We start from the raw sequence: 21,005 nt of genomic DNA on the forward strand, positions 1-21,005 counted from the left end.
CAGAAGGACTCAGCATCGCACCCTATCGCAGGTGTGATGAACCGATCTGGCGGAACAGTTCCCGCGGACCCCCGCCTAGCTCACCCCAGCGTACGAGTGAAGACCGACAGTGACCAGGTTGACGAAGAAGAGGTTGAACACCATGGCCACGAATCCAGCCACGTTGATCCACGCCGCCTTCCTGTCCCGCCACCCGGCAGTGGACCGTGCGTGCAGGTAGGCGGCATAGATGACCCAGGCGATGAAGGACACGGTCTCCTTGGGGTCCCAGGCCCAGAACCGCCCCCACGCCTCCTCGGCCCAGATGGCACCGAAAATCACGCCGAACCCGAAGATGGGGAATCCGAAGATGGTCGTCCGATACGCCAGCCGGTCCAGCGACTGGGCATCGGGGAGCCGCTGCACCAGGGTGTTGTCCGGGAAGTACATCTTGAGCAGGAACAGGATGCTCGCCACCCCCGCCACCAAGAACACACCTGACCCGAGACTGACCACTGACACGTGGATGGGTAGCCAGTAGGACTGCAGCGCGGGCATCACCGGCGCGGCGTAGGTATAGAGGTACCGGCCGGACACCGTCAGCAGAATCAGCACCGGAATCAGCACGAAGACCCACAGCGTGCGGTCGTAGCGTTTACGGAGCACCACCGCCGCGGTGACCAGGCCGCACGCACACGTCAGGTTGATGAATTCGTACATGTTGCCCCAGGGCACCCGGGTGGTGGCCACACCACGCAGCACGATGCAGACCAGCAGCAATCCAATGCCCAGGTACACCAGCGCCAGCCCGGCGCCGCCGACCCTCTCACCCAGGGGGCGCTTGCCCTTCGGCACCACCAGGCCCGGCTGATTCTCGTCGGCGGACACCACCTCGCCACCGGAGCTGACGAGCTCGCGTTGCGCGGTCTTGTTGCTCTGCCGGTAGGCCAGCTCGATGGCCAGCAGCACCAGCGCACCGACCATGACCACGATCGCCGAGGTGAAGGCGTAGTCGGAGAACCTGGCCAGATCTACATCGATAGTGGTCGAATTCATTCGGCATCCTCATCCTTGTGGCCGTTCCCGGCCCTGGCGACAGGCAGATCCTCAAGGCAGCGGTCGCACAACCGCTCGAATTCGTCGCCCCAGCCGGAGCTGTCGGTGCGCGCCAGCCCTCCCAGCTCGACATTTACCGTACCTGCGGTGGCGCCCGGGGTCAGCCGCGCCCAGACTCGACGGCGCTTGATGACGAGCGACACCACCAGGCCCGCCATCATGGTCAGCGCGAAGACCAGAACCCACAGTTGCGCAGGGTCGCGCGACACCTGCAGGTTCACGAAGTTGATGGCGCCGTCGAACTTGACGATGGTGCCGTCGTTGAGCTTGACCGACTGTCCCGGCAGCAGATTCGCTCGTGCCACCTGATTGAGACGCTTCTGTTCGATCATGCGGGGGTCGAGCTCGAAGATGGACTGCGCGCGACCCGAGTCCAGCCCGGTGTCTCCGCGATAGATGTTGATGGCCACGGCAGGCTTACGCATCTCGGGGAAACTCGACGAGAGCAGGGTGCCGTGCAGTTGCTCTGTGGGCGCGAACAGACCCTGGATGGCGATCTGATTCTTGCGGCGCACGTTGGGATCCGGGTAGGTGCCCGCAGGCGGATCGATACGCACGGCCCCGGACGACAGCAGCGTGGTGGGGTCGTCCGGTCGCCACTGGATGGTCTCGCTGCGCCGGCGCCCGTCCGGGAAGGTCACCGTGAACGTGGGGGCGTATCCGTAACCGAGCAGGTACACGCGGTTGCCGTTGACACGCAGCGGATGGTTCATGGCCAGTCGCTCCGGCCGCCACACGTTGTTCTGGAGATCGTCTCCGGCCTGGTACTCGATGTGCGATTCGAACGAATGCGCCTGCCCCGAGGCGAGATATGTGGCCTTGAAGTCTTTGACCTTGACGCATATGGGGTCCAGGTTGGTGCCGTCGACGGTATTGCCCGCCCGGAACGAGTCGAAGGCCGCCGGCGATGACGAGCAGAATCCCGGACCGTTGTTGGCAATGACAATGACATTGCCCTCGTATCCGAAGAGCTTGCCGACCGCGAACGCGACCAGCAGGCCGACCAGGGAAAGGTGAAAGACCAGGTTCCCGAACTCGCGCAGATAGCCCTTCTCTGCCGAGATCTCGGTGATCCCGTCTTTCTCTCGGGTGGTTCTGCGCCAACCCCGGAGCCGGCCCTCGATGGTCGACGCGACATCGGACAGGTCGGCCCGCACCAGCCTTTCCTGATGCTTGGGCAACCGTCCCAGGTTCCGGGGCACCGGAACCGGCTGCGCGCGAAGAGCCTTGGCGTGCTCGACGGTGCGGGGAATGATGCATCCCACCAGCGAGACGAACAGCAGAACGTAGATCGCCGTGAACCAGAAGCTGGAGAACACATCGAAGGCCTGCACACGATCCAGCCACGGGCCGATGGTGGAATGCTCTGCCAGGTATTCGTCGACCTTGGCCTGGTTCAGCGCGCGTTGCGGCAGCATCGCACCGGGTATCGCACCGAGTGCGAGTAGCACCAACAACGCCAGCGCCGTACCCATCGAGGTCAGGCCGCGCCAGGTGTTGCGCACATAGGCAAGAAGACGCTTCGCGATCATCACTAGATGGGCAACCTCGCGTCCGAAACGAATGAATCACGAACCCAAGCAACGAAATCGGCCCAGACACCGGTAACCAGCGCGACCCCTACCGCCAGCAGCGCGATACCGCCGATGATCTGGATGGTCCGGGTGTGCCGCCGCAGCCAGTCCATACCGCGTACCGCACGAGCCGAACCAAAGGCCAGCAGCAGGAACGGGATTCCCAGCCCCAGGCAGTAGGCGATCACCAGCGCGATCCCGCGAGCCACGTCGGCGCCCTCGGTGGCCGAGGCCACCGCGACCACACCGGTGAGCGTCGGCCCCAGACATGGCGTCCACCCGAGGGCGAACACCGCACCGAGCAATGGGGCTCCGGCCACCGTGGAGATGCGGCGCGGTGTGAACCGGAAATCACGCTGCAGCGCAGGCACCAGACCGATGAACACCAGTCCCATCGCGATGGTGATCACTCCCCCGATGCGTTGCAGCACTACCTGATTGGTAATCAGCGTGGTTGTCATACCCATCACGGCGACCGTCCCCAGCAGGAACACCGCGGTGAACCCCGCGACGAACAGCAATGCCGAGCCCGTGACGCGCAAACGATGCGATCGAGCACCGCCTCCGCTCACCGATCTGTCGTCGGCGCCCACCACGGCCGCCAGGTAGGACAGATATCCGGGCACGAGCGGGATCACGCACGGCGAGGCGAACGAGACCAGACCAGCCAGCGCGCAGGCACCCAGCGCCAACAGCAGAGGTCCGCTGGTGGCCGCATCCTGGAACGCGGAGCCGGCGTCGGCGAGGATCACTTCGTGGCTCCTGCGGGTTCTTTCGCTATCCGCTCCACAGCGGGCTGTAGGTCCTGGGTCAACAACTCCCGCAGGAACACCGCCGCCACCCGGTGCTGACGGTCCAGCACCAGGGTCGCGGGAATGGCTCCCGTGGGGAACTTCCTGCCGAACGCGATGAGTGTGCGCATCGACGGGTCGTAGATGGACGGGTACGGCACCTTGCGGTCGGTCACGAAATCCTGCGCCTTGGTGATCTCGTTGTCCCGCACGTTGATCCCCAGGAACTCGACACCCTGCGCGTGCGTGGCCCTGTACACGTCCTCCAACGCGGAGAACTCCGAGCGGCAGGGCCCACACCATTGCCCCCACACATTGATGACGACAACCTTGTTGACGAAATCCTTGAGCGACAGCGTCTTCGTGGGGTCCAGCAGGTTCGGCCCCTCGATGGATCCGGGCGCCTGACGCGCTTCGGGCGGATCGTAGAAAATATCGGTCTTGCCGCCCGGCGAGACGAATTGAAACTGCCCACCGCGCGCCACCGCATCATCACCGGTAGAGCACCCGGTGATGAGCAGAATCAGCGCGGCCAGCGCCGCGACCACACGTCGCACGAGCTACCCCGCCGGTTCCGAGTACACGACATCGACCAACTCATCGCCGTCGAACACCAGCGAGGTGAGTGAGGCGACGTTGCACTGACGCTTACGGGGGTCGTGCCACAGTCGCTTGCCGAGCAGATGTTGGCGGGCGGTCCACACCGGCAGCTGATGGCTGACGCAGACCACCTCGGCGCCCGCGGCGCGACTGCGCGCGCGGTCGATCGCCGCAGACATCCGGAACGCGATGTCGGCATAAGGCTCTCCCCAGGACGGGGTGAACGGGTCGCGCAACTTCCACCAATTGCGGGGGTCCCGCAAAGCGCCGTCGCCCACCGACACCTTCATACCCTCAAAGGAGTTGCCCGCCTCGATGAGGTCGTCGTCGGTCACGATGGTGATTCCGTGCGCCTCGGCGATGGGTGTGGCAGTCTGCTGAGCACGCAGCAGCGGCGAGGCAACCACGGCCACAATCTTGTTGCCCTGCAGCGACTCTGCCACCTTCGCGGCTTGTCCCTGACCCTTGTCCGACAACCGGAAATTGGGCAGCCGGCCGTACAGAATGCCCTCCGGGTTGTGTACCTCGCCATGGCGCATCAAATGAACGGTGGTGCGGCTCATCGAAATTCCTTACCTCTCCTCGACAGAGGCCGCGGCACGGGCAGCGGCGGGCAAAGCGTCGGCAATGCGGTCGAACGCCTCGTCATCGAGGGCGGTGGAAACGAACCAGGTCTCGAACGCGCTCGGCGGCGCGTACACATCGCGACTCAGCAGTGCATGGAAAAATGCGGGATAGCGCCAGGTGTCGGTGGCCTTGGCACTCTCGAAGTCATGCACCGGCTCGGCGCCGAAGAAGAGGCTGAACATGTTGCCTGCGCGGCCGATCTGGTGCGCCACCCCCTCGGCATCCAGAGCCGCGGTAATCAGGGCGATGAGCGCATCGGCGTTACGATCAAGCGTTTCATAGGCTTTCGCATCTGCCGCACGCAAAGAGGCCAGCCCTGCGGCAACAGCGATCGGGTTGCCCGACAACGTGCCCGCCTGATACACCGGCCCCAGCGGGGCCAGACGCTCCATGATGTCGGCGCGACCACCGAACGCCGCGGCGGGCATGCCACCGCTCATCACCTTGCCGAATGTCACCAGATCCCCGGCTACCTGGTCGATGCCGAACCACCCTGAACGGCTGACGCGGAAACCCGTCATGACCTCGTCCATGATGAGCAGCGCGCCGTGGTTTTGGGTGATGCGCCGCAGTCCGGTGTTGAAATCCGGTGCGGGCGCGACGGTGCCCATGTTGCCGGCGGCCGCCTCGGTGATGACAGCGGCGATCTGATCGCCCTGTTCGGCGAAGGTGCGGGCCACGGCACCGATGTCGTTGTACGGCAACACGATGGTGTCGGCCGCGGAGGCGCCGGTGACACCGGGCGAGGAAGGCAGGCCCAGAGTGGCCACACCGGAACCGGCATCGGCCAGCAGGGCGTCCACATGCCCGTGGTAACAACCGGCGAACTTGACGATCTTGGGCCGCCCGGTGAATCCGCGAGCCAGGCGCACAGCACTCATGGTGGCCTCGGTTCCGGAGTTGACCAGACGCACCTTTTCCACCGGCTGCACGCGATCGATGAGCTCGCGAGCGAGCTCGATCTCACCCTCGACGGGTGCACCGTAGGACAGCCCGTCCTTGGCGGCCCGTTGCACGGCCTCCACCACGGCGGGGTGTGCGTGGCCGAGGATCAGCGGACCCCAGGAGCAGACCAGGTCCACGTACCGGTTGTCGTCGACATCGGTGAGCCAGCATCCGGCGCCGGATTTGATGAACCGCGGGACACCACCGACCGCCGCGAAGGCACGCACCGGCGAGTTCACTCCACCTGGGATAACGGCCGAGGCGTCGGCGAACAGACGTGCGGAGTTGGCTGTCTCGTCAGGCACGGCATCCAGTGTCTCAGCTGGCGCCAAATCGTCCACTACAGGGTGTAGTGGATCAGGCAGGTCTCAAAGCAAAAGTGGGGTGATCGGCATCGTCGGGCAGCTGGGCGAAGTAGCCGTCCACAACCTTCCCGGCCTTGGGCTTGTAGGCGGCGATGATGGGCGCGCGGTCGGCGACCGGGATCTCCGTGGCCGTGTATGCCGTGGTGGCACCCTTGACGGTGAGTGTCACCTGCGGGTTAGCCCTGATGTTCTTGACCCATTGACTCTCGCCACGGGTGGACACCAGGTACTTGATGCCATCGACGTCCACGGTCGCGACCGGGATCTGCTGCGGCTCGCCACTGACCCGCTTGGTGATCGTGAGCGTCTCGCCGATATTGGCGACCATCGCCACCCGGTTGAAGACCTTGCGCACGAACCATGGGGGCTTGAGGTATGCCATGGATCACAGTTTGATGGTGGTATGCAGATACCGCAATCGGTCGCGCGCTTCAACAAGTACGTCACCAACCCCGTCCAGCGGTTGTGGGCGGGCTGGGCCCCGAGCTTCGCCATCATCGAGCACAAGGGCCGCAAGTCGGGCAAGGAGTTCAGGACGCCCGTCACCGCCTTCAAGACCCCCGACGGCGTGGCCATTTTGCTGACCTATGGCCCGGATCGGGACTGGCTGAAGAACCTCAATGCGGCCGGTGGCGGCAGGATCGTGCGCCGTGGGAAGACCCACGACGTCGTCAATCCGCGCGTGGTCGGCCGGGATGAGGCGGCGGCACTGGTCAAGAGTCGCGCATTCGGAAAGCTCCCGTTCGATCAGGCCGTGCTGCTGACCTACGCGTAGCTCTCCCCTGCGCTGGTGGATCTGCGTCTACCAGATCTTCACGAACTTGTCCGGCGGATTCACCATGGGATCGCCTGCCAGGCAACCGAAATCAGCGGTGAAAGGTGCAACGTTGGGCACCACGCCGTTGATGCGCAACGCCGGCGGTGAATGCGGATCGGCAGCGAGCTGAGTGATCGCGGCCTCCGGACGCTGCTTGTCCCGCCAGATCCGCGCGTAATTCAGGAAGAACCGCTGCGTGTCGTTGAACCCGACGATGCCGTTGACCTTGTCGCCGCCGCCCTTCTTGGCCAGCTCCGCGACCAGCGCGTCATAAGCGGTGTTGACACCGCCGAGGTCCGCGATGTTCTCCCCCAACGTGAGCTTCCCGTCCACATGCAGGTCGGGGCGCCCCGGAATCGGCGTGTAGGCATTGAACTGCTCCACCAGCCGGTTGGCGCGCTTCTCGAACTCCTCGCGGTCGTTCGGCGTCCACCAATTGACCCGGTTGCCCTCACCGTCGAATTGGCTGCCCTCGTCGTCGAACGCGTGCGTGAACTCGTGCCCGATCACCGCACCGATACCGCCGTAGTTGAACGCCGGATCGCCCTTGGGGTCGTAGAACGGCGCCTGCAAGATCGCGGCGGGAATAGTGATGCTGTTCTCGGTGGGGTCGTACTGCGCGTTGACCGTCTGTGGCGTCATCCCCCACAGCGACCGATCGGTCGGGTGACCGATCTTGGCCATGTCGAAGTCGTGGTTGAACTTCAACGCCGCGGCCCGGTCGGTATAGAAGTTGTCGCCCGTCAGCTTCAGCGTCGAGAAGTCCCGATCCTTGTCGGGGAAGCCCACCTTGAGGATCAGCTTGTCCCACTTACCCTTTGCGGCCAGCTTGGTCTGCGGGCTCATCCAGTCGACGGCCTCGATCCGCTTACGCAACGCCTCCTTGACATTGCCCACCATCTCGGTGGCCGAGCGCTTCGCGCGATCGCTGAACATGCGATCGACATACAACTGGCCCAGCGCCGGGCCCACCAGCGTGTTGACCGTCTCAAGCCCCTGCTCCCAGCGCTGCTTTTGCGCGGTGGTTCCGGTAAGCGCCGACTCATACTTGAAAGCGTTGTCGCGGAATGCCTTTGACAGAGCATCGGCCGATCTGTGTACCGCATGAAATGTCAGGTACGACTTCCAGGTATCCAGATCGGTGGTGGCGAGTAGCCGATCAAACGTGGTAAAGAACTCGGTCTCGGCCAGCGAAAACGACCTGGCTTCCGGAGCGCCGTGTGCCTTCAGGTAGGCGCCCCATTCGAAGTGCGGCGTCACCGAATTGGCCTGGGCCACGGTTACCAACTTGTACTGGTTGGCCGGATCACGTTGCTGTACAGGGCTCAACGTCGCGGCGGCCAGCGCCGACTCGAGCGCGGCCACCTGCTCGGCCCGAGCCTTCGCGGCCACCTGGTCGGCTCCGATCAATCCGAACGTCGATGCGATATACGTGCGGTAGGCGTCGAAGACCGACGCGTACTTCGGATCGGTGTAGTAGTCCTTGGCCGGCATGCCCAGCGCGCCGGCCCGCGCATAGCCGATCTGCTCGGTGGCATTGGCATAGTCGGCACCGGCAGTGAAATCGAACACCAGATGTTGCCCGGTAGCGCTGTCGGCAGCCAGGAAGGCCGCGAGTTCCTCGGGCGATGCGATCTGATCGATCGCGGCGAGCGTCGGGCGGATGGGGTCGTATCCCGCTGCGTCGAGCTTCGCGTCGTCGGTGGCGGCACGGTACAGAAGACCGACCTGATAGTTGACCGACTCGTGATCAGCGGTACCCAGCCCCGAGACCGCACCCTCGACGATCTCACGCTGAACCTTGCGGGACTCGTCGGCCAGCATGTCGAAACTGCCGTAGCTGGACTTGTCCGCGGGAATCGTGGCGTCTTCGGCCCACTTCGCGTTCACAAACCCGTTGAGATCGGTGCACGCGGCAAAACGCATGCTCAGCTGCGCGTTGTCGAATGTCGGAATCGGTGCGTTCGATGCCACCGGGGCCGTGCGCTGGTCATGGGTACACCCCGAAGTGGACAGCACCAGCACTAACGCCGCCACACCGGCGGATCGACTCAAACGCATGCCCACCATTTTGCCCATCTAAGCAGCTACGTCGAGCCTCACACTGTGGCAGGTTTCACGGAGAGGAGGAATTGGTTCGACTGGCTAACGGTCGTACGCTGGCACGAGTGCCGGTGCAGGAGATGCTTCTCGTCGCGCTCGCCGCGTTCGGCGCCGGTGCGATCAACGTGGTCGCCGGGTCCGGCACCCTGATCACCTTCCCCACCCTCATCGCGTTCGGTTACCCACCCGTGGGGGCCACGATGTCGAACGCGGTCGGACTGACCGTCGGCAGCATGACCGGCGTGTGGGGGTATCGCCGCGAGCTGACCGGACAATGGCCCCGGCTCAAATGGCAGATACCCGCGGTGCTGATCGGTGCACTCATCGGGTCGTTCCTGCTGCTGCATCTGCCCGAGAAAACATTTGTCACCATCGTTCCCGTGCTGCTGATCCTGGCGCTGGTGTTGGTGGTGGTCGGCCCGCGCATTCAGGCCTGGGCGCGTCGGCGTTCCGAGGCACAGGGCCTGAGCGCCGATCATGTCCCCCCTGGTCGCATGGCGGCACTCACCGGAGGAAACTTCCTCGTCGGGATCTACGGCGGGTACTTCACTGCAGCCCAAGGCATCATGCAGATCGCGGTGATGGGTGCACTGTTACCCGAATCCATGCAGCGGATGAACGCGGCCAAGAACGTGCTGGCCATGATCACCAATATCGTTGCCGCTCTTGCATACACGATCGTCGCCTTCGACCGGGTGAGCTGGACGGCGGCCGGGATCATCGCGGCGGGCTCGTTCCTGGGCGGCCTCGCCGGCGCACGCTGGGGGCGCAAACTCTCCCCCGGCGCATTGCGTGTGGTCATCGTGGCGGTGGGCCTGATCGGCTTGTGGCGCCTGCTCTTCTGACCATTCCCTCGACCGACACGCTACGTGTCGACAGATATCTCAGCGGAAGGTTCGCAGCCGCAGACTGTTCAGCACCACGAAGACCGACGACATCGCCATCGCCGCGCCCGCGATCATCGGGTTGAGCAAACCCAGGGCCGCGAGCGGAATGGCAGCGGTGTTGTAGGCGAAGGCCCAGAACAGATTCGCCTTGATGGTGCCGAGCGTCTTGCGCGACAACCGCAGCGCCGTCGGCACCGTGGTCAGGTCACCACGCACCAGGGTCACATCGCCGGCCTCGATCGCGGCATCGGTACCGGTGCCCATGGCCATCCCGATATCGGCCGTGGCCAGTGCGGCGGAGTCGTTGACCCCGTCGCCCACCATCGCGACCTTCTTGCCCTCGGCCTGCAGACGCTTGACGACCTCCGCCTTCTCGGTGGGTTTGACTCCCGCAACGACATCGCTTGCGGCGATACCGACTTCCTCGGCGACACGGGCGGCCACCTCGGCGTTGTCACCCGTCAACAGCACCGGAGTAATGCCCATGGCCTTGAGTTCGTCGATGGCCTGCCGGCTCGACGGTTTCACCGTGTCCGCCACTTCGATCTCACCCCGGCGCAAGCCACCCCAGATGATCGCCGCAGTGGTGTTCTGACCCTCGATGGCCTCGATCGACACCTCGTGACCGTCAACGACACCGGTGACCCCGATGCCGGGCTCGTTACGGAATCCGGTCACCGGGGACAGCGTCAGCCCACGCGTGCGCGCCGCATCCACGATGGCCCGGGCGACCGGATGCTCGGAAGCCGACTCCACCGAGGCGGCGATACGCAAGATCTCGTCGGCGTCGGAAACACCTGACCCGATGTTGCGGCGCACGGCCACAACGCTCATCACGCCGGTGGTCACGGTGCCTGTCTTGTCGAGCACAACGGTGTCGATGCTCTTGACGTTCTCCAGCACCTCCGGCCCCTTGATCAGCACGCCCAGTTGAGCTCCACGCCCGGTACCTACCAGAATCGCTGTGGGCGTGGCCAACCCGAGCGCGCATGGGCACGCGATGATCAGCACCGCGACGGCCGCGGTGAATGCCGACGACAGCGGGTAACCCTGAGCCACCCAGCCGACGAACGTCAACGCTGCGATACCGAGTACCACCGGCACGAACACCGACGACACCCGATCGGCGAGCCGCTGTACCTGCGCCTTACCGGTTTGTGCCTCCGACACCAGCTGCGCCATCCGGGCCAGCTGTGTATCGGCGCCCACCTTGTTGGCGCGTACGACAATCCGCCCGTGAGTGTTGACGTAACCGCCGACCACCGGGTCTCCCGCGCCGACCTCCACAGGAACGGACTCACCCGTCATGGTGGCGGTATCCAATGCCGAGTGGCCGTCGACAACTACGCCGTCGGTCGCGACGCGCTCCCCCGGCCGCACAACGAATTCGTCGCCCACCGCCAATTGCTCGACGGGGATGCGTGTCTCGTGCCCGTCACGCAACACCGCGACATCCTTGGCTCCCAGGGACAGCAGCGCCCGCAGCGCCGAACCTGCCGAGCGCTTGGCGCGTGACTCGGCGAACCTGCCCGCGAGCAGGAACACCGTGACGGCCGCAACGACCTCGAAGTAGACGTGGACATCCCCATGGGTGTGCCCGGCGCTCGCGAACAACACCCACAGAGACCACACGTACGCCGCGATGGTGCCCAGTGACACCAGGGTGTCCATGGTCGAGGCGCCGTGGCGTGCGTTGACGAACGCGGCACGGTGGAACGGGTATCCACCCCACAGCAGGATCGGTGTGGTCAGCGCCGCGACAACAATCTCCCAGCCGGAGAAATGCCACGGCATCACCATCGAGATGGCCACCACCGGGATGGCCAGTAGCAGCGAGCCGAGCAGCCGCGCCTTGAGCTGACTGTCGGGCACGTCGTGGTTCATGTGGTCGTGCGGATCGGCACCATCGTGCTCGTGGCCGCTCTGCGCGGCGCCGTTCCGTGAGCCGCCGACCACCTGGGCCTTGTAGCCCACCGACTCGACGGCCTTGACCAAGTCCTCATCGGAGATCGAACCGTCGTGCTCAACCCGGGCGCTCTCCAGCGCCAGATTCACTCGCGCCGTCACGCCCTCGAGCTTGTTGAGTCCCTTCTCCACACGGGACGCGCACGAGGCACACGTCATGCCATGCAGCCGCAGATCAGTGGTCTCCATGCCCGTGTCAGTGAACTCCATGCCTAAATCATACCCCTAGGGGGTACCAAACGATAGGGTGACCTGCACTACAAGTCGCGCCGCGCCACCACGATCTGCAGTGGCATCGGCAGCTGAACTCTGGCGCGGAGTTCGACGGCTATCGACGGATCCGCGTGTGCAGCCAGGCTACGCAACGCCTTCGGGCCATAGGCGCGCAGCTGGCTGATCGCACCGTCATGCAGGACCGGGCGCACCCATCCCGCGGCCGCCGCGAGGAGATACGACGGCGCCAGCAGTGGAGCCGGCAGGCGCAGCAAGTCGATGATCAAGAGCGTGCGCCCCACCCGGGTGCCCTCGGCGAAGACCTTGGCGGCAAGCGAGGGCGGCAGATGATGAAACGACAGCGCGAACACCACCAGGTCGAACGCGCCGTCCGGGGCATCGATAGCTGTCGCATCCATGGCACGCACAGACACCCGAGAGTCCGAACCCAGATCCGACGCTGCGATACCCGCGACCGAGGAGGGCTCGATATCTGTCACCGTGAGCGAGGCGTCCGGACGCAGCTTCAGCAGTTCGCGAGAGAGCCCGCCGTGAGCGGCCCCGAGCTCTAGCACTCGAGGATTGTCGACGCCGACCAGGAATCCGGCCGCCTGCTCCGCATTCCACCTGTGCAAACCCTTCTTCTCACCGAGGAGATCGAGCGCCTCCACGACGGCCCGTTTCTTCGCCGGGACATCATCACGGTCCAGGTACTCCAGCCGGTCCGTCTGCAGCTTTCGGTCCCACAAGCGCGCACCGAATCCAGCGCGCGGCATCAGATCGATATCAGCGGTTGGTGTCATGACACCAGACTATCTCGATATCAGTTGAACTGATATTAGAATTAGCTGTGAATCGCTCGATCCGCGTCACGACGGGCTCGGACGCCCCGCGACACCGCAGAAACCAGGAACACCCCTCCCACCGCGGTGAGTACCAGCGCCCGGGCCACACACGCGCCGTCCAGGGCGGTGAAGTACAACGTCGGCTCGCCCTTCGCAATGGGCGCGACCTCGGTGGGTATGCGCGCGGCCACCGCCGCCCAACCCGCCAGCACCATCGCCACCGCCGCGATGGCCAGATCCAGTGCTACGCGCTTCCCGAACTTCACCACTGCTCACTCTCGATATCGATTTCCGGGTCGTCACCCAGATCCATGCCCGCCGGCGGCGCGGGCACCAATGTGGTGAGCGCGCTCCGCAGCTCTTCATGTTTCTTGGCCCACGCCTGCGCACGACGCCCCCCGGTCAGACGCAATCCGACAGGTTTGCGCCCCTTCGGCACGCCCGTCAGCTCGCCCAGCGGACGCGATTCCTCCCATACGTGACGGTCGGCGTCGGGGTACAGCCACTTGATCTGGTTGACCTCCAGCGTCTCGCCGCCCTGACGAAGTTCGGTGGGTGTCAGCTCCACCGTGGCGTGCACCCGCGCGGCGTAGATCTGCAGCGCGATGAAGAAAGCCACGATGGCCGCCGTGATCAACGGCATGACCGGGCTGAAGCCCCCCTTGCCCCACACCTGCAGGCCGAACATGATCAGCCCGGCAAGGGGACCGAGCAGCAACCACCGCCATCGACCACCGGGCTCGTAGAACAGACGCGGTTCAGCGTCGGACACGTCAGCCATGTTCATCCCCGTCAAACCAGTTCTGCGCGGTCGGCCTGATGATCAGCACATTGGCCACTATCAGCGATAGGGCAGCGATGAGCAGCAGCGGCCCCACCGAACCCGAGCCGGCCATCGCGATGGCACCGAGCACAGAGACCACCGAGAGCGTGATCAGCGCCCGGCGATAACGCTTGTCACCCCGCCTGGTCCGCCCGGCCAGAAAAGCGATGCCGGCCGCCAACAGGATGCACAACACGCCCCACGCCCGGAAGTACGTGACGAGATTTCGTACGTCGGCGTCGGTCAGCTCCGGCTTCGCGGCCGCCCGCACCGCGTCATAGCTCTGAGTCACGCCGGCCAGACCGTTCAGGAACAGGGCCGCCGACGACACCACCCAGAACCAGAACGCCACATCGACGATGCGTGGGCGCGGCCGATCGGGTGTCATTCAGACCCCTATCTTCATTTCGGGCATCATTCCGGCAGCGTATCGGGGGTGTTTAGCGCTGCCGTGTCAGGTACGCGGTGGAGTCCTCACGATGCAGCAGAAACAGGCCGCCACAGATCAATACGGACGCGGTGATGCCCGAGAGCGCCTGCACGATCGCCGGCACACCGTCCAGGTCGATCAGCCGGGTCGCGGTGAACACCACCGATCCCACCGCACCTCCGGTCAGGAAGGTGCGAGCCAGCCGATATCCCGCGCGCATGAGGAAGATTCCCGTGACCACCAGAGACCCCACCACAACGACGATGAACCCGTTGAAGGCGTACACCGTCCACAGCGGGGCGGCCTTACGCACCTCCGGGTCCTGCTGCCATTGACCGACATTCGCGGCCATGTAACTCACGATCATCAACGGCAGCGCGGCGAGCCACAGCCAGCAGCCGGTGTCGATATCGTCGGGTCGCGGCTTGGCCGGACCGCCCGGGGGTTGTCCAGCCAATCCGCCGGGTTGGTGCGGATCGGGATACATCACGCAACCACGGTAGTGGAGAACGACAAGACGTCTACTCCAACCAGCCCGCGACGTCCGCGGCCCAGTACGTCAGCACGATGTCAGCCCCCGCGCGCCGGATCGAGGTCAACGTCTCCAGTGCCATGGCCTGCAAGTCGATCCAATTGTTCTGAGCCGCAGCGCAGATCATCGAGTACTCACCCGACACCTGGTATGCCGCCACCGGCACCGGCGATACGTCGGCCACCTGACGGAGCACATCGAGGTAGGCCATCGCCGGTTTCACCATGAGGATGTCGGCGCCCTCCTCGACATCGAGCTCGGCCTCGCGTAAGGCTTCCCGGCCGTTCGCCACGTCCTGCTGGTAGGTACGCCGATCTCCCTGCAGCGACGACCCCACCGCCTCGCGGAACGGCCCATAGAACGCCGAAGCGTACTTGGCCGCGTACGCCAAAATGATGACGTCGGTGTGCCCGGCGGCATCCAGTCCGTCACGAATGGCGGCCACCTGACCGTCCATCATGCCGCTCGGGCCCACCACATGCGCACCCGAATTCGCCTGCGCTACCGCCATATCCGCGTACTGCTTGAGTGTCACGTCATTGTCCACCCGGCCCGCGGCATCCAGTACCCCGCAATGGCCGTGATCGGTGAACTCGTCGAGGCAGGTATCGGCCATCAGCACCGTGGAGTCGCCGAGGTCGGCGGAGAGGATCGACAAAGCCCGGTTGAGGATGCCCTGCGGATCCAGCCCGGCGCTGCCGGTGGCGTCCTTGTCCTTCTCCTCGGGAACTCCGAACAACATGAGTCCGCCGACACCGGCCTTCACCGCGTCCTCGGCGGCCCGGCGCAAGGATTCGATGCTGTGCTGCACCACGCCCGGCATGGACGCTATGGGGCGCGATTCGGCCACCCCGTCGGCCACGAACATCGGCAATACCAACTGCCGCGGTGCCAGCGTCGTCTCGGCTACCAACCGGCGGATCGCCGGGGTGGCTCTGAGCCGGCGCGGACGCTGGTAAGGAAAAGACACCGCAATGGCCTCCGCTATCTGTCCGCTGCTAGCGCCGACGGCTCTTCTTGCGCGGTGGCGGCAGTGCGCCCTCGGTGCGCAACCGGGCGGCATGCTCGGCAAGGGCCTCGACCAGCGGGCCGACCGCGGCGGTCTCCGGCTGCACGTCCACACGCAGCCCGAATTCGATCGCGGTCTCCGCGGTTTTCGGTCCGATACAGGCCACGATGGTGCGCGCATGCGGCTTACCGGCGATACCCACCAGATTGCGAACCGTCGAGCTCGACGTGAAGCACACGGCGTCAAATCCACCGGTCTTGATCATCTCGCGGGTCTGTGCCGCCGGCGGCGCCGCACGCACGGTGCGGTACGCGGTCACGTCGTCGATTTCCCAGCCGCGCTCGCGCAGCCCCTCGGCGAGGGTTTCGGTGGCGATATCGGCGCGAGGCAACAGCACCCGGTTCACCGGATCGAAAACGTCGTCATAGGGCGGGAACTCGTCAAGCAGACCGAGCGAGGACTGCTCGCCCGCGGGCACCAACTCGGGGTTGATACCGAACGCGCGCACCTTGTCGGCGGTGGCCTGACCCACACACGCGATCTTCACACCGGAGAACGCACGGGCGTCCAGGCCGAACTCGGCGAACTTCTCCCACACCGCACGCACCGCGTTGGTGGAGGTGAACACCACCCACTGGTAGCGACCGTCGACCAAGCCCTTGACGGCCCTTTCCATCTGGGCCGGGCTACGCGGCGGCTCGACAGCGATGGTGGGCACCTCGACCGGCAGAGCGCCGTATCCGACCAGCTTGTCGCTCATCTCGCCCGCTTGATCCTTGGTGCGCGGCACCAGCACGGTCCAGCCATACAGCGCGCGGCTCTCCCACCAGTTCAGCTTCGAGCGACCACCGACCACGCGGCCGATCGTCAATACCAGGGCACCGGTCATCGGTCCGTGTGGATCGTTGGCGTCCACCGGGACACCGTCGATCAGCGAGGCCAGCGTGGTCTCCACGGTCCGCTGTGCGCAGGTGGTGCCCTGCGCGGTGACCGCGACCAGGGTCTGGTCGGACAAGCCGTGCTCGATGAGCGCCTTGGCGGCATCGGGTACATGCGTGGGGGTGGCGTGCAGGATCAGCGGGCCCGGAGCAGCGGCCAGCGCCGCCCAGTCCACATCGCCGCGTACATCGGCGACGGTGTGCGCAGAGCCCGGCGGTAGACCGGCGTAGGCGGGCACCGCGGTGCTCGACGACAGACCGGGCAGAATCTCGAAGGCGACCTGGGTACGGGTGACCGCGATGACCTCGGCCAGCACCGAATCGATCGAGAGCGGATCGCCCGCGACCAGCCGCACGACGTCCACACCGTTCTTGGCCTCAGCCACCAGGGTCTTGGCGACATCGGCGGGATCGCCCAGCGCCGGGCGGATGTCGATGGTCAGCGGCGGCTCGACAGCGGCCTCGACGTCACTCGACGTGGGCGCGTCATCGTTGCCGATCGCGGGTTTAGCGGGCGCGGGTTCAGGAAGCTCGACCGCGGACCCGACGAGATCTAGTACCGCGTGCGGCACATCGGGGTCGGTGAACGCGACCGTGGCGCCGGTGAGTACCGCGCGCGCCCGGACGGTCAACAGACCGGGATCTCCCGGCCCGGAACCAACGAACAGGATGCGCCCTGGCTTCTTGCGCCCTCGGGTCACTACTGCCTCCCATATCGGCGGTTTGCGCCGCCTATTCAGCTGTCATCAATGCTCGCGCACCGAGATCGAGCAGCTCCCTCGCGACCGCAAGCCCAAGCTCTGCGGCCCGATCGGGGGTGCCAATCCCGGAGGCCCGAATCACGTCAGATCCGTCCAGCGCCGCCGCACATCCGCGCAACGACAGTTCGTCGAAGACGCGGCCATCCTCATCAATCGACTCGACCACCTCGGCGATCGCGCCAACCGGTGCGGTACAGCCCGCCTCCAGCTCGGCAAGCAGAGCCCTTTCGGCAGTCACCGCGGCGCGCGTGTCGGCGTGATCGAGTTCCGCCAGTACAGCCACCAGATCGGTGACTTCACTGCGGCACTCCACCGCCAGCGCTCCCTGAGCCGGCGCGGGCAACACCTGCACCGGTTCCAGTGTCTCGGTGATGCGGTCCAGACGTCCGATACGGGCCAAACCCGCCCGGGCGACTACCACAGCATCAAGATCACCATTGGAGACCCTGCTCAACCTGGTATCCAGGTTGCCTCTTAGGGGGCGAATTTCCAAACCGAGACCCAGTGCTCTAAGCTGCGCGGCCCGCCGCGGGGACGAGGTACCGATCACCGAGCCCGTCGGCAACTCCCCCAGCACCAGTCCGTCCCGGGCCACGAGGGCGTCCCGATAGTCCTCACGAGGCGGAATGGCGGCGATGACGAAGCGCGGGTCGGCCGCAGTTGGCAAATCTTTGTAGGAATGCACGGCAACGTCGACGACGTTATCGGCGATGGCCTCACGCAGAGCGGCCGTGAAGACCCCCACACCGATTTGCTCGACGGGTGCCGACGACTGGTCCCCGGCCGTCGTCACGATTACCAGCTCTGCCTCGTGTCCTTTGGCGCGCAGCGCATCCCGGATAACCCCGGCTTGAGTCGTCGCTAACAGACTGCCGCGGGTGCCAATTCGGATCATCGGCTCTCTTCGTGTAATTCCTTTGTGGCGAGCGGCAATTCGCCGGCCGTGGCCACCGCCTCGACGGTATGCGGATCGAGCTCGAAGAGCTCGCGCAACGCCTCGGCATAACTGTCACCACCGGGCGCCGACGCCAGCTGCTTCACCCGCACCGTGGGGGCGTGCAACAGCTTGTCGACGACTCGGCGAACTGTCTTGGCGACCTCGTCGCGCTCGGCCCCCGCCAGGCTCGGCAGCCGGCCATCCAGCCGCAGCAGCTCGGCCTCCACCACTTCAGCGGCCCGCTGACGCAACGCGGTGACCGTCGGGGTGACCTCGGCCATCCGCTCGCCGGTCAGATATCGGGCCACCTCGTCGTTGACGATCTGACGGGCAGCGCCCGCATCATCGGCCGCCGCACGCGCGGTGGGCTCACGCTGGATACGTTCCATGTCCACCACGACGACGCCGGGCAGCCCGGCCACCGTCGGATCGACGTCGCGCGGCATGCCCAGATCGCAGAATACGAGTTGACGACCACCACCCAGGGCGCGGTGGACATCGGCCAGTGAGATCACCGGCCGGACCGCCCCGGTGCAGGAAACCACCACATCGGCCTGTGCCAACGCCTGGTCGATATGGTCCAGGGTGATCGCCTGCGCGTTCACGCCCGCCTCGCGCGCGGTCGCGGCGAGCCGTTGCGCACGCTCGGCACTGCGGTTCACCACCCAGAGATTGTCGATCCCGGCGCGAATCAGCTGCGCGGTCGCCAGTGAGCCCATCGAGCCTGCACCCACCACGGCGGCCGTGCGTCCGGGCAGACCATCGAGCTTGCCGTCCGCCAGATTCAGTGCCACCGACACCACTGAGGCACCGGCTGCGTCGATACCGGTCTCCGAATGCACTCGCTTACCCACACGCAACGCGCTTTGAGACAGCTCGTGCAGCACCCGGCCCACCGCCTGATGCGTTTCGGCGGTGGCATACGCATTGCGTACCTGACCCAGCACCTGCTGCTCGCCGATCACCATGGAATCCAGGCCGCTGGCCACCGCGAACAGGTGCTCGACGGCGGCCTCGCTGTACCGGACGTAGGCGTATTTGGTGAGCTCGTTCATGCCCATGCCGGCGTGGCGGGCGATCGCCTCACCGATGACGGTCAGGCCGCCGTGGAAGGCCTCAACCACGGCATATACCTCGACCCGGTTGCAGGTCGAGAGCACCATGACCTCTGTGACCAGGGGTGATTGCAGAATGTGTTCGATGATCTTGGGCTGATCGGCCTCGCCAATCGCCAGCTTCTCCAGCACCGGCACAGGCGCGCTACGGTGCGAGGCTCCGAACAGCAGGACACTCACCGCAGGTCACTCCGCTGACATCTCACTGTCCAGCTCCCTTGCTTTTGGTGAGGCTCGAACTTCATGCACGGTAGCCCGAAAATGGCCACTGGGCAAAATCCAAACAGCCTGTTATCGGTCACGTTTCAGGTCCGCCCGGAGCCGAGGCTCGTCTACTTCCCAATAGCTGTGCTCCTGACCGTCCAGCAGCACCACCGGAAGCCGGTCGCCGAACTCCGCCCGCAAAGACGAATCTGTGATCGCGGCCTCATCCACATCGGTGACCGTGAGTGGGACCCCGAACTCGTCGGCCAGGGCCACCAATTCACGCTGCGCACGTTCGCAGGCAGAGCACCCCACACGTGTCAGCAGCGTTAGTGACGTCATATGTCAATTCTGCCACCGGGTCCCCCGAGTTCCCGCCACCCTCAGTAGGGTTAAACGGCATTCGGAAACGGCGGACAGGAAGGGCGGTTAAGCCGGTCATGACCAGCCCCCAGATCAACGGCGACCCCCCTACCGAAGGCCCCGCGGAGGAACAGCTGCTGGCCGAGGCGTTCGCCGAAGACGTCGCACGCGCCGCCTCCTTCGCCGAGGCAGACGCCGCGGCGGCCACCGAGCAGCCCACGGTTCCGCCGCCCGCCGATCTGACCGCCGCCGCGTTCTTCGACGTCGACAACACCCTGGTGCATGGCTCCTCGCTGGTGCACTTCGGCCGCGGTCTGGCGCAGCGCGACTATTTCCAGTACTCGGACATGCTGCAGTTCGTCTGGGCGCAGGCGAAGTTCCGGCTGACCGGCCGGGAGAACTCCGACGATGTCGCGGCGGGTCGGCAAAAAGCGCTCTCTTTCATCGAGGGCCGCAGTGTCGATGAACTCGTCACACTCAGCGAGGAGATCTACGACGAGACGCTCGCCGACAAGATCTGGCCCGGCACCAGGGCGCTGACCCAGATGCACCTCGACGCCGGCCAACAGGTGTGGCTCGTCACGGCCACTCCCAAGGAGCTGGCCGAGACCATCGCCCGGCGGCTGGGGCTTACCGGGGCGCTGGGCACCGTCGCGGAATCGGTGGACGGGGTGTTCACCGGCCGGCTGGTGGGCGACATCCTGCACGGGCCGGGCAAGGCACGGGCCGTGCGCAACCTGGCCATCCGCAATGGGTTGAATCTCAAGCGCTGCACCGCCTACAGCGACAGCATCAACGATGTGCCGATGCTCTCCCTGGTGGGAACCGCGGTGGCCATCAATCCCGATGCCGAGCTGCGGGACGTGGCACGACGCCGGGGGTGGGAGGTCCGCGACTTCCGTACCGCGCGCAAGGCGGCCCGAATCGGCGTGCCCTCGGCGGTGCTGCTCGGGGCCGCGGGTGGAGCCCTCGCGGCCGCACTGGCCCGTCGTGAGAAGTAACGATCGGCATTACCGCTGCTGATAGGCTCAGCGCCGCTTGAACTGTCTAGATTCGTACCTGACCT

At 65.5% G+C, this 21,005-nt stretch carries 22 protein-coding genes; 3 read left to right on the forward strand and 19 right to left on the reverse strand.

Translation table 11 applies throughout. The annotated features are described in order from the left end of the window. Positions 1-75: 75 nt before the first annotated feature. Genes ccsB through MSTE_RS20425 form a run of 7 tightly spaced genes read right to left on the reverse strand, consistent with a single transcriptional unit; the run spans position 76 to position 6,379 of the window. On the reverse strand, positions 76-1,035 hold the full coding sequence (gene ccsB / locus MSTE_RS20395) for a c-type cytochrome biogenesis protein CcsB (RefSeq protein WP_096503940.1): 960 nt from the start codon (positions 1,033-1,035) through the stop codon (positions 76-78). Next, positions 1,032-2,630, reverse strand: coding sequence for a cytochrome c biogenesis protein ResB (resB, locus tag MSTE_RS20400; RefSeq protein ID WP_096503942.1), 1,599 nt, complete (start codon positions 2,628-2,630; stop codon positions 1,032-1,034). Before resB ends, ccsB begins: the two co-directional genes overlap by 4 nt. After that, complete coding sequence (locus MSTE_RS20405; protein ID WP_096503944.1) at positions 2,630-3,421, reverse strand: cytochrome c biogenesis CcdA family protein; 792 nt, start codon at positions 3,419-3,421, stop codon at positions 2,630-2,632. Before MSTE_RS20405 ends, resB begins: the two co-directional genes overlap by 1 nt. Then, positions 3,418-4,017 (reverse strand): TlpA disulfide reductase family protein, encoded by a 600-nt coding sequence (locus MSTE_RS20410; protein ID WP_096503946.1) that lies wholly within the window; start codon positions 4,015-4,017, stop codon positions 3,418-3,420. Before MSTE_RS20410 ends, MSTE_RS20405 begins: the two co-directional genes overlap by 4 nt. Positions 4,018-4,020: 3 nt before the next feature. Beyond that, complete coding sequence (locus MSTE_RS20415) at positions 4,021-4,623, reverse strand: histidine phosphatase family protein (protein WP_096503948.1); 603 nt, start codon at positions 4,621-4,623, stop codon at positions 4,021-4,023. Positions 4,624-4,632: 9 nt separating this feature from the next. Beyond that, positions 4,633-5,937 (reverse strand): glutamate-1-semialdehyde 2,1-aminomutase, encoded by a 1,305-nt coding sequence (hemL, locus tag MSTE_RS20420; protein WP_162291475.1) that lies wholly within the window; start codon positions 5,935-5,937, stop codon positions 4,633-4,635. Between the two features lie 52 nt (positions 5,938-5,989). Further along, positions 5,990-6,379 carry a nitroreductase family deazaflavin-dependent oxidoreductase gene (locus MSTE_RS20425; RefSeq protein ID WP_096503952.1) on the reverse strand — a complete coding sequence of 130 codons (390 nt, stop codon included), beginning with the start codon at positions 6,377-6,379 and terminating at the stop codon, positions 5,990-5,992. Positions 6,380-6,400: 21 nt separating this feature from the next. On the opposite strand from MSTE_RS20425, the gene MSTE_RS20430 reads away from it, so the two are divergent. Next, positions 6,401-6,772 carry a nitroreductase family deazaflavin-dependent oxidoreductase gene (locus MSTE_RS20430; protein WP_075908014.1) on the forward strand — a complete coding sequence of 124 codons (372 nt, stop codon included), beginning with the start codon at positions 6,401-6,403 and terminating at the stop codon, positions 6,770-6,772. A 27-nt stretch (positions 6,773-6,799) separates the two neighbouring features. Here the strand turns inward: MSTE_RS20430 and MSTE_RS20435 are convergent, their stop codons facing one another. Continuing rightward, the gene (locus MSTE_RS20435) at positions 6,800-8,884 is read right to left on the reverse strand and encodes a M13 family metallopeptidase (protein ID WP_162291696.1); all 2,085 of its coding nucleotides are present in this window, start codon (positions 8,882-8,884) and stop codon (positions 6,800-6,802) included. A gap of 98 nt (positions 8,885-8,982) precedes the next feature. On the opposite strand from MSTE_RS20435, the gene MSTE_RS20440 reads away from it, so the two are divergent. Beyond that, a complete protein-coding gene (locus MSTE_RS20440; RefSeq protein ID WP_096503954.1) occupies positions 8,983-9,762 on the forward strand; it encodes a sulfite exporter TauE/SafE family protein in 780 nt (259 codons plus the stop codon). 39 nt (positions 9,763-9,801) lie between these two features. On the opposite strand, the gene MSTE_RS20445 is transcribed toward MSTE_RS20440, so the two are convergent. From MSTE_RS20445 to MSTE_RS20495, 11 genes are all read right to left on the reverse strand, one after another. Further along, entirely contained in the window at positions 9,802-11,979 is a 2,178-nt protein-coding gene (locus tag MSTE_RS20445; protein WP_096503956.1) for a heavy metal translocating P-type ATPase, read from the reverse strand. 47 nt (positions 11,980-12,026) lie between these two features. Further along, complete coding sequence (locus tag MSTE_RS20450; RefSeq protein ID WP_096503958.1) at positions 12,027-12,785, reverse strand: class I SAM-dependent methyltransferase; 759 nt, start codon at positions 12,783-12,785, stop codon at positions 12,027-12,029. A gap of 41 nt (positions 12,786-12,826) precedes the next feature. Beyond that, on the reverse strand, positions 12,827-13,069 hold the full coding sequence (locus MSTE_RS20455; RefSeq protein WP_162291698.1) for a hypothetical protein: 243 nt from the start codon (positions 13,067-13,069) through the stop codon (positions 12,827-12,829). Between the two features lie 20 nt (positions 13,070-13,089). Next, the gene (locus MSTE_RS20460) at positions 13,090-13,608 is read right to left on the reverse strand and encodes a hypothetical protein (RefSeq protein WP_096503960.1); all 519 of its coding nucleotides are present in this window, start codon (positions 13,606-13,608) and stop codon (positions 13,090-13,092) included. After that, positions 13,601-14,038: a hypothetical protein gene (locus tag MSTE_RS20465; protein WP_096503962.1), complete on the reverse strand. Its 438-nt coding sequence runs from the start codon at positions 14,036-14,038 to the stop codon at positions 13,601-13,603. The genes MSTE_RS20460 and MSTE_RS20465 overlap by 8 nt, the downstream gene beginning before the upstream one ends. Before the next feature lie 52 nt (positions 14,039-14,090). Continuing rightward, a complete protein-coding gene (locus tag MSTE_RS20470; protein ID WP_162291699.1) occupies positions 14,091-14,567 on the reverse strand; it encodes a hypothetical protein in 477 nt (158 codons plus the stop codon). Positions 14,568-14,601: 34 nt separating this feature from the next. Further along, positions 14,602-15,582, reverse strand: coding sequence for a porphobilinogen synthase (gene hemB / locus MSTE_RS20475; protein WP_096503966.1), 981 nt, complete (start codon positions 15,580-15,582; stop codon positions 14,602-14,604). Positions 15,583-15,610: 28 nt separating this feature from the next. Then, positions 15,611-17,260: a bifunctional uroporphyrinogen-III C-methyltransferase/uroporphyrinogen-III synthase gene (locus MSTE_RS20480; RefSeq protein ID WP_096503968.1), complete on the reverse strand. Its 1,650-nt coding sequence runs from the start codon at positions 17,258-17,260 to the stop codon at positions 15,611-15,613. 31 nt (positions 17,261-17,291) lie between these two features. Further along, the gene (hemC, locus tag MSTE_RS20485) at positions 17,292-18,215 is read right to left on the reverse strand and encodes a hydroxymethylbilane synthase (protein ID WP_057964862.1); all 924 of its coding nucleotides are present in this window, start codon (positions 18,213-18,215) and stop codon (positions 17,292-17,294) included. Then, positions 18,212-19,552 (reverse strand): glutamyl-tRNA reductase, encoded by a 1,341-nt coding sequence (locus tag MSTE_RS20490; RefSeq protein WP_096503970.1) that lies wholly within the window; start codon positions 19,550-19,552, stop codon positions 18,212-18,214. Before MSTE_RS20490 ends, hemC begins: the two co-directional genes overlap by 4 nt. 111 nt (positions 19,553-19,663) lie before the next feature. Continuing rightward, entirely contained in the window at positions 19,664-19,918 is a 255-nt protein-coding gene (locus tag MSTE_RS20495) for a glutaredoxin family protein (RefSeq protein ID WP_070920926.1), read from the reverse strand. Positions 19,919-20,016: 98 nt separating this feature from the next. Between MSTE_RS20495 and MSTE_RS20500 the strand changes: the two genes are divergently transcribed. After that, on the forward strand, positions 20,017-20,940 hold the full coding sequence (locus MSTE_RS20500) for an HAD family hydrolase (RefSeq protein WP_096503972.1): 924 nt from the start codon (positions 20,017-20,019) through the stop codon (positions 20,938-20,940). Positions 20,941-21,005: the final 65 nt, after the last annotated feature.

The sequence above is a fragment of the [Mycobacterium] stephanolepidis genome, assembly GCF_002356335.1.
In the GTDB taxonomy this organism is placed as follows: domain Bacteria; phylum Actinomycetota; class Actinomycetes; order Mycobacteriales; family Mycobacteriaceae; genus Mycobacterium; species Mycobacterium stephanolepidis.

Excerpts from the sequence above, each read along its gene's own strand:
- hemC (WP_057964862.1), bottom strand. The coding sequence starts at position 18,215 with ATGATCCGAATTGGCACCCGCGGCAGTCTGTTAGCGACGACTCAAGCC.
- MSTE_RS20425 (WP_096503952.1), bottom strand. The coding sequence starts at position 6,379 with ATGGCATACCTCAAGCCCCCATGGTTCGTGCGCAAGGTCTTCAACCGG.
- ccsB (WP_096503940.1), bottom strand. The coding sequence starts at position 1,035 with ATGAATTCGACCACTATCGATGTAGATCTGGCCAGGTTCTCCGACTAC.
- MSTE_RS20450 (WP_096503958.1), bottom strand. The coding sequence starts at position 12,785 with ATGACACCAACCGCTGATATCGATCTGATGCCGCGCGCTGGATTCGGT.
- MSTE_RS20470 (WP_162291699.1), bottom strand. The coding sequence starts at position 14,567 with ATGTATCCCGATCCGCACCAACCCGGCGGATTGGCTGGACAACCCCCG.
- MSTE_RS20465 (WP_096503962.1), bottom strand. The coding sequence starts at position 14,038 with ATGACACCCGATCGGCCGCGCCCACGCATCGTCGATGTGGCGTTCTGG.
- MSTE_RS20495 (WP_070920926.1), bottom strand. The coding sequence starts at position 19,918 with ATGACGTCACTAACGCTGCTGACACGTGTGGGGTGCTCTGCCTGCGAA.
- MSTE_RS20435 (WP_162291696.1), bottom strand. The coding sequence starts at position 8,884 with ATGGTGGGCATGCGTTTGAGTCGATCCGCCGGTGTGGCGGCGTTAGTG.
- MSTE_RS20430 (WP_075908014.1), top strand. The coding sequence starts at position 6,401 with ATGCAGATACCGCAATCGGTCGCGCGCTTCAACAAGTACGTCACCAAC.
- MSTE_RS20500 (WP_096503972.1), top strand. The coding sequence starts at position 20,017 with ATGACCAGCCCCCAGATCAACGGCGACCCCCCTACCGAAGGCCCCGCG.
- MSTE_RS20415 (WP_096503948.1), bottom strand. The coding sequence starts at position 4,623 with ATGAGCCGCACCACCGTTCATTTGATGCGCCATGGCGAGGTACACAAC.
- MSTE_RS20445 (WP_096503956.1), bottom strand. The coding sequence starts at position 11,979 with ATGGAGTTCACTGACACGGGCATGGAGACCACTGATCTGCGGCTGCAT.
- MSTE_RS20460 (WP_096503960.1), bottom strand. The coding sequence starts at position 13,608 with ATGGCTGACGTGTCCGACGCTGAACCGCGTCTGTTCTACGAGCCCGGT.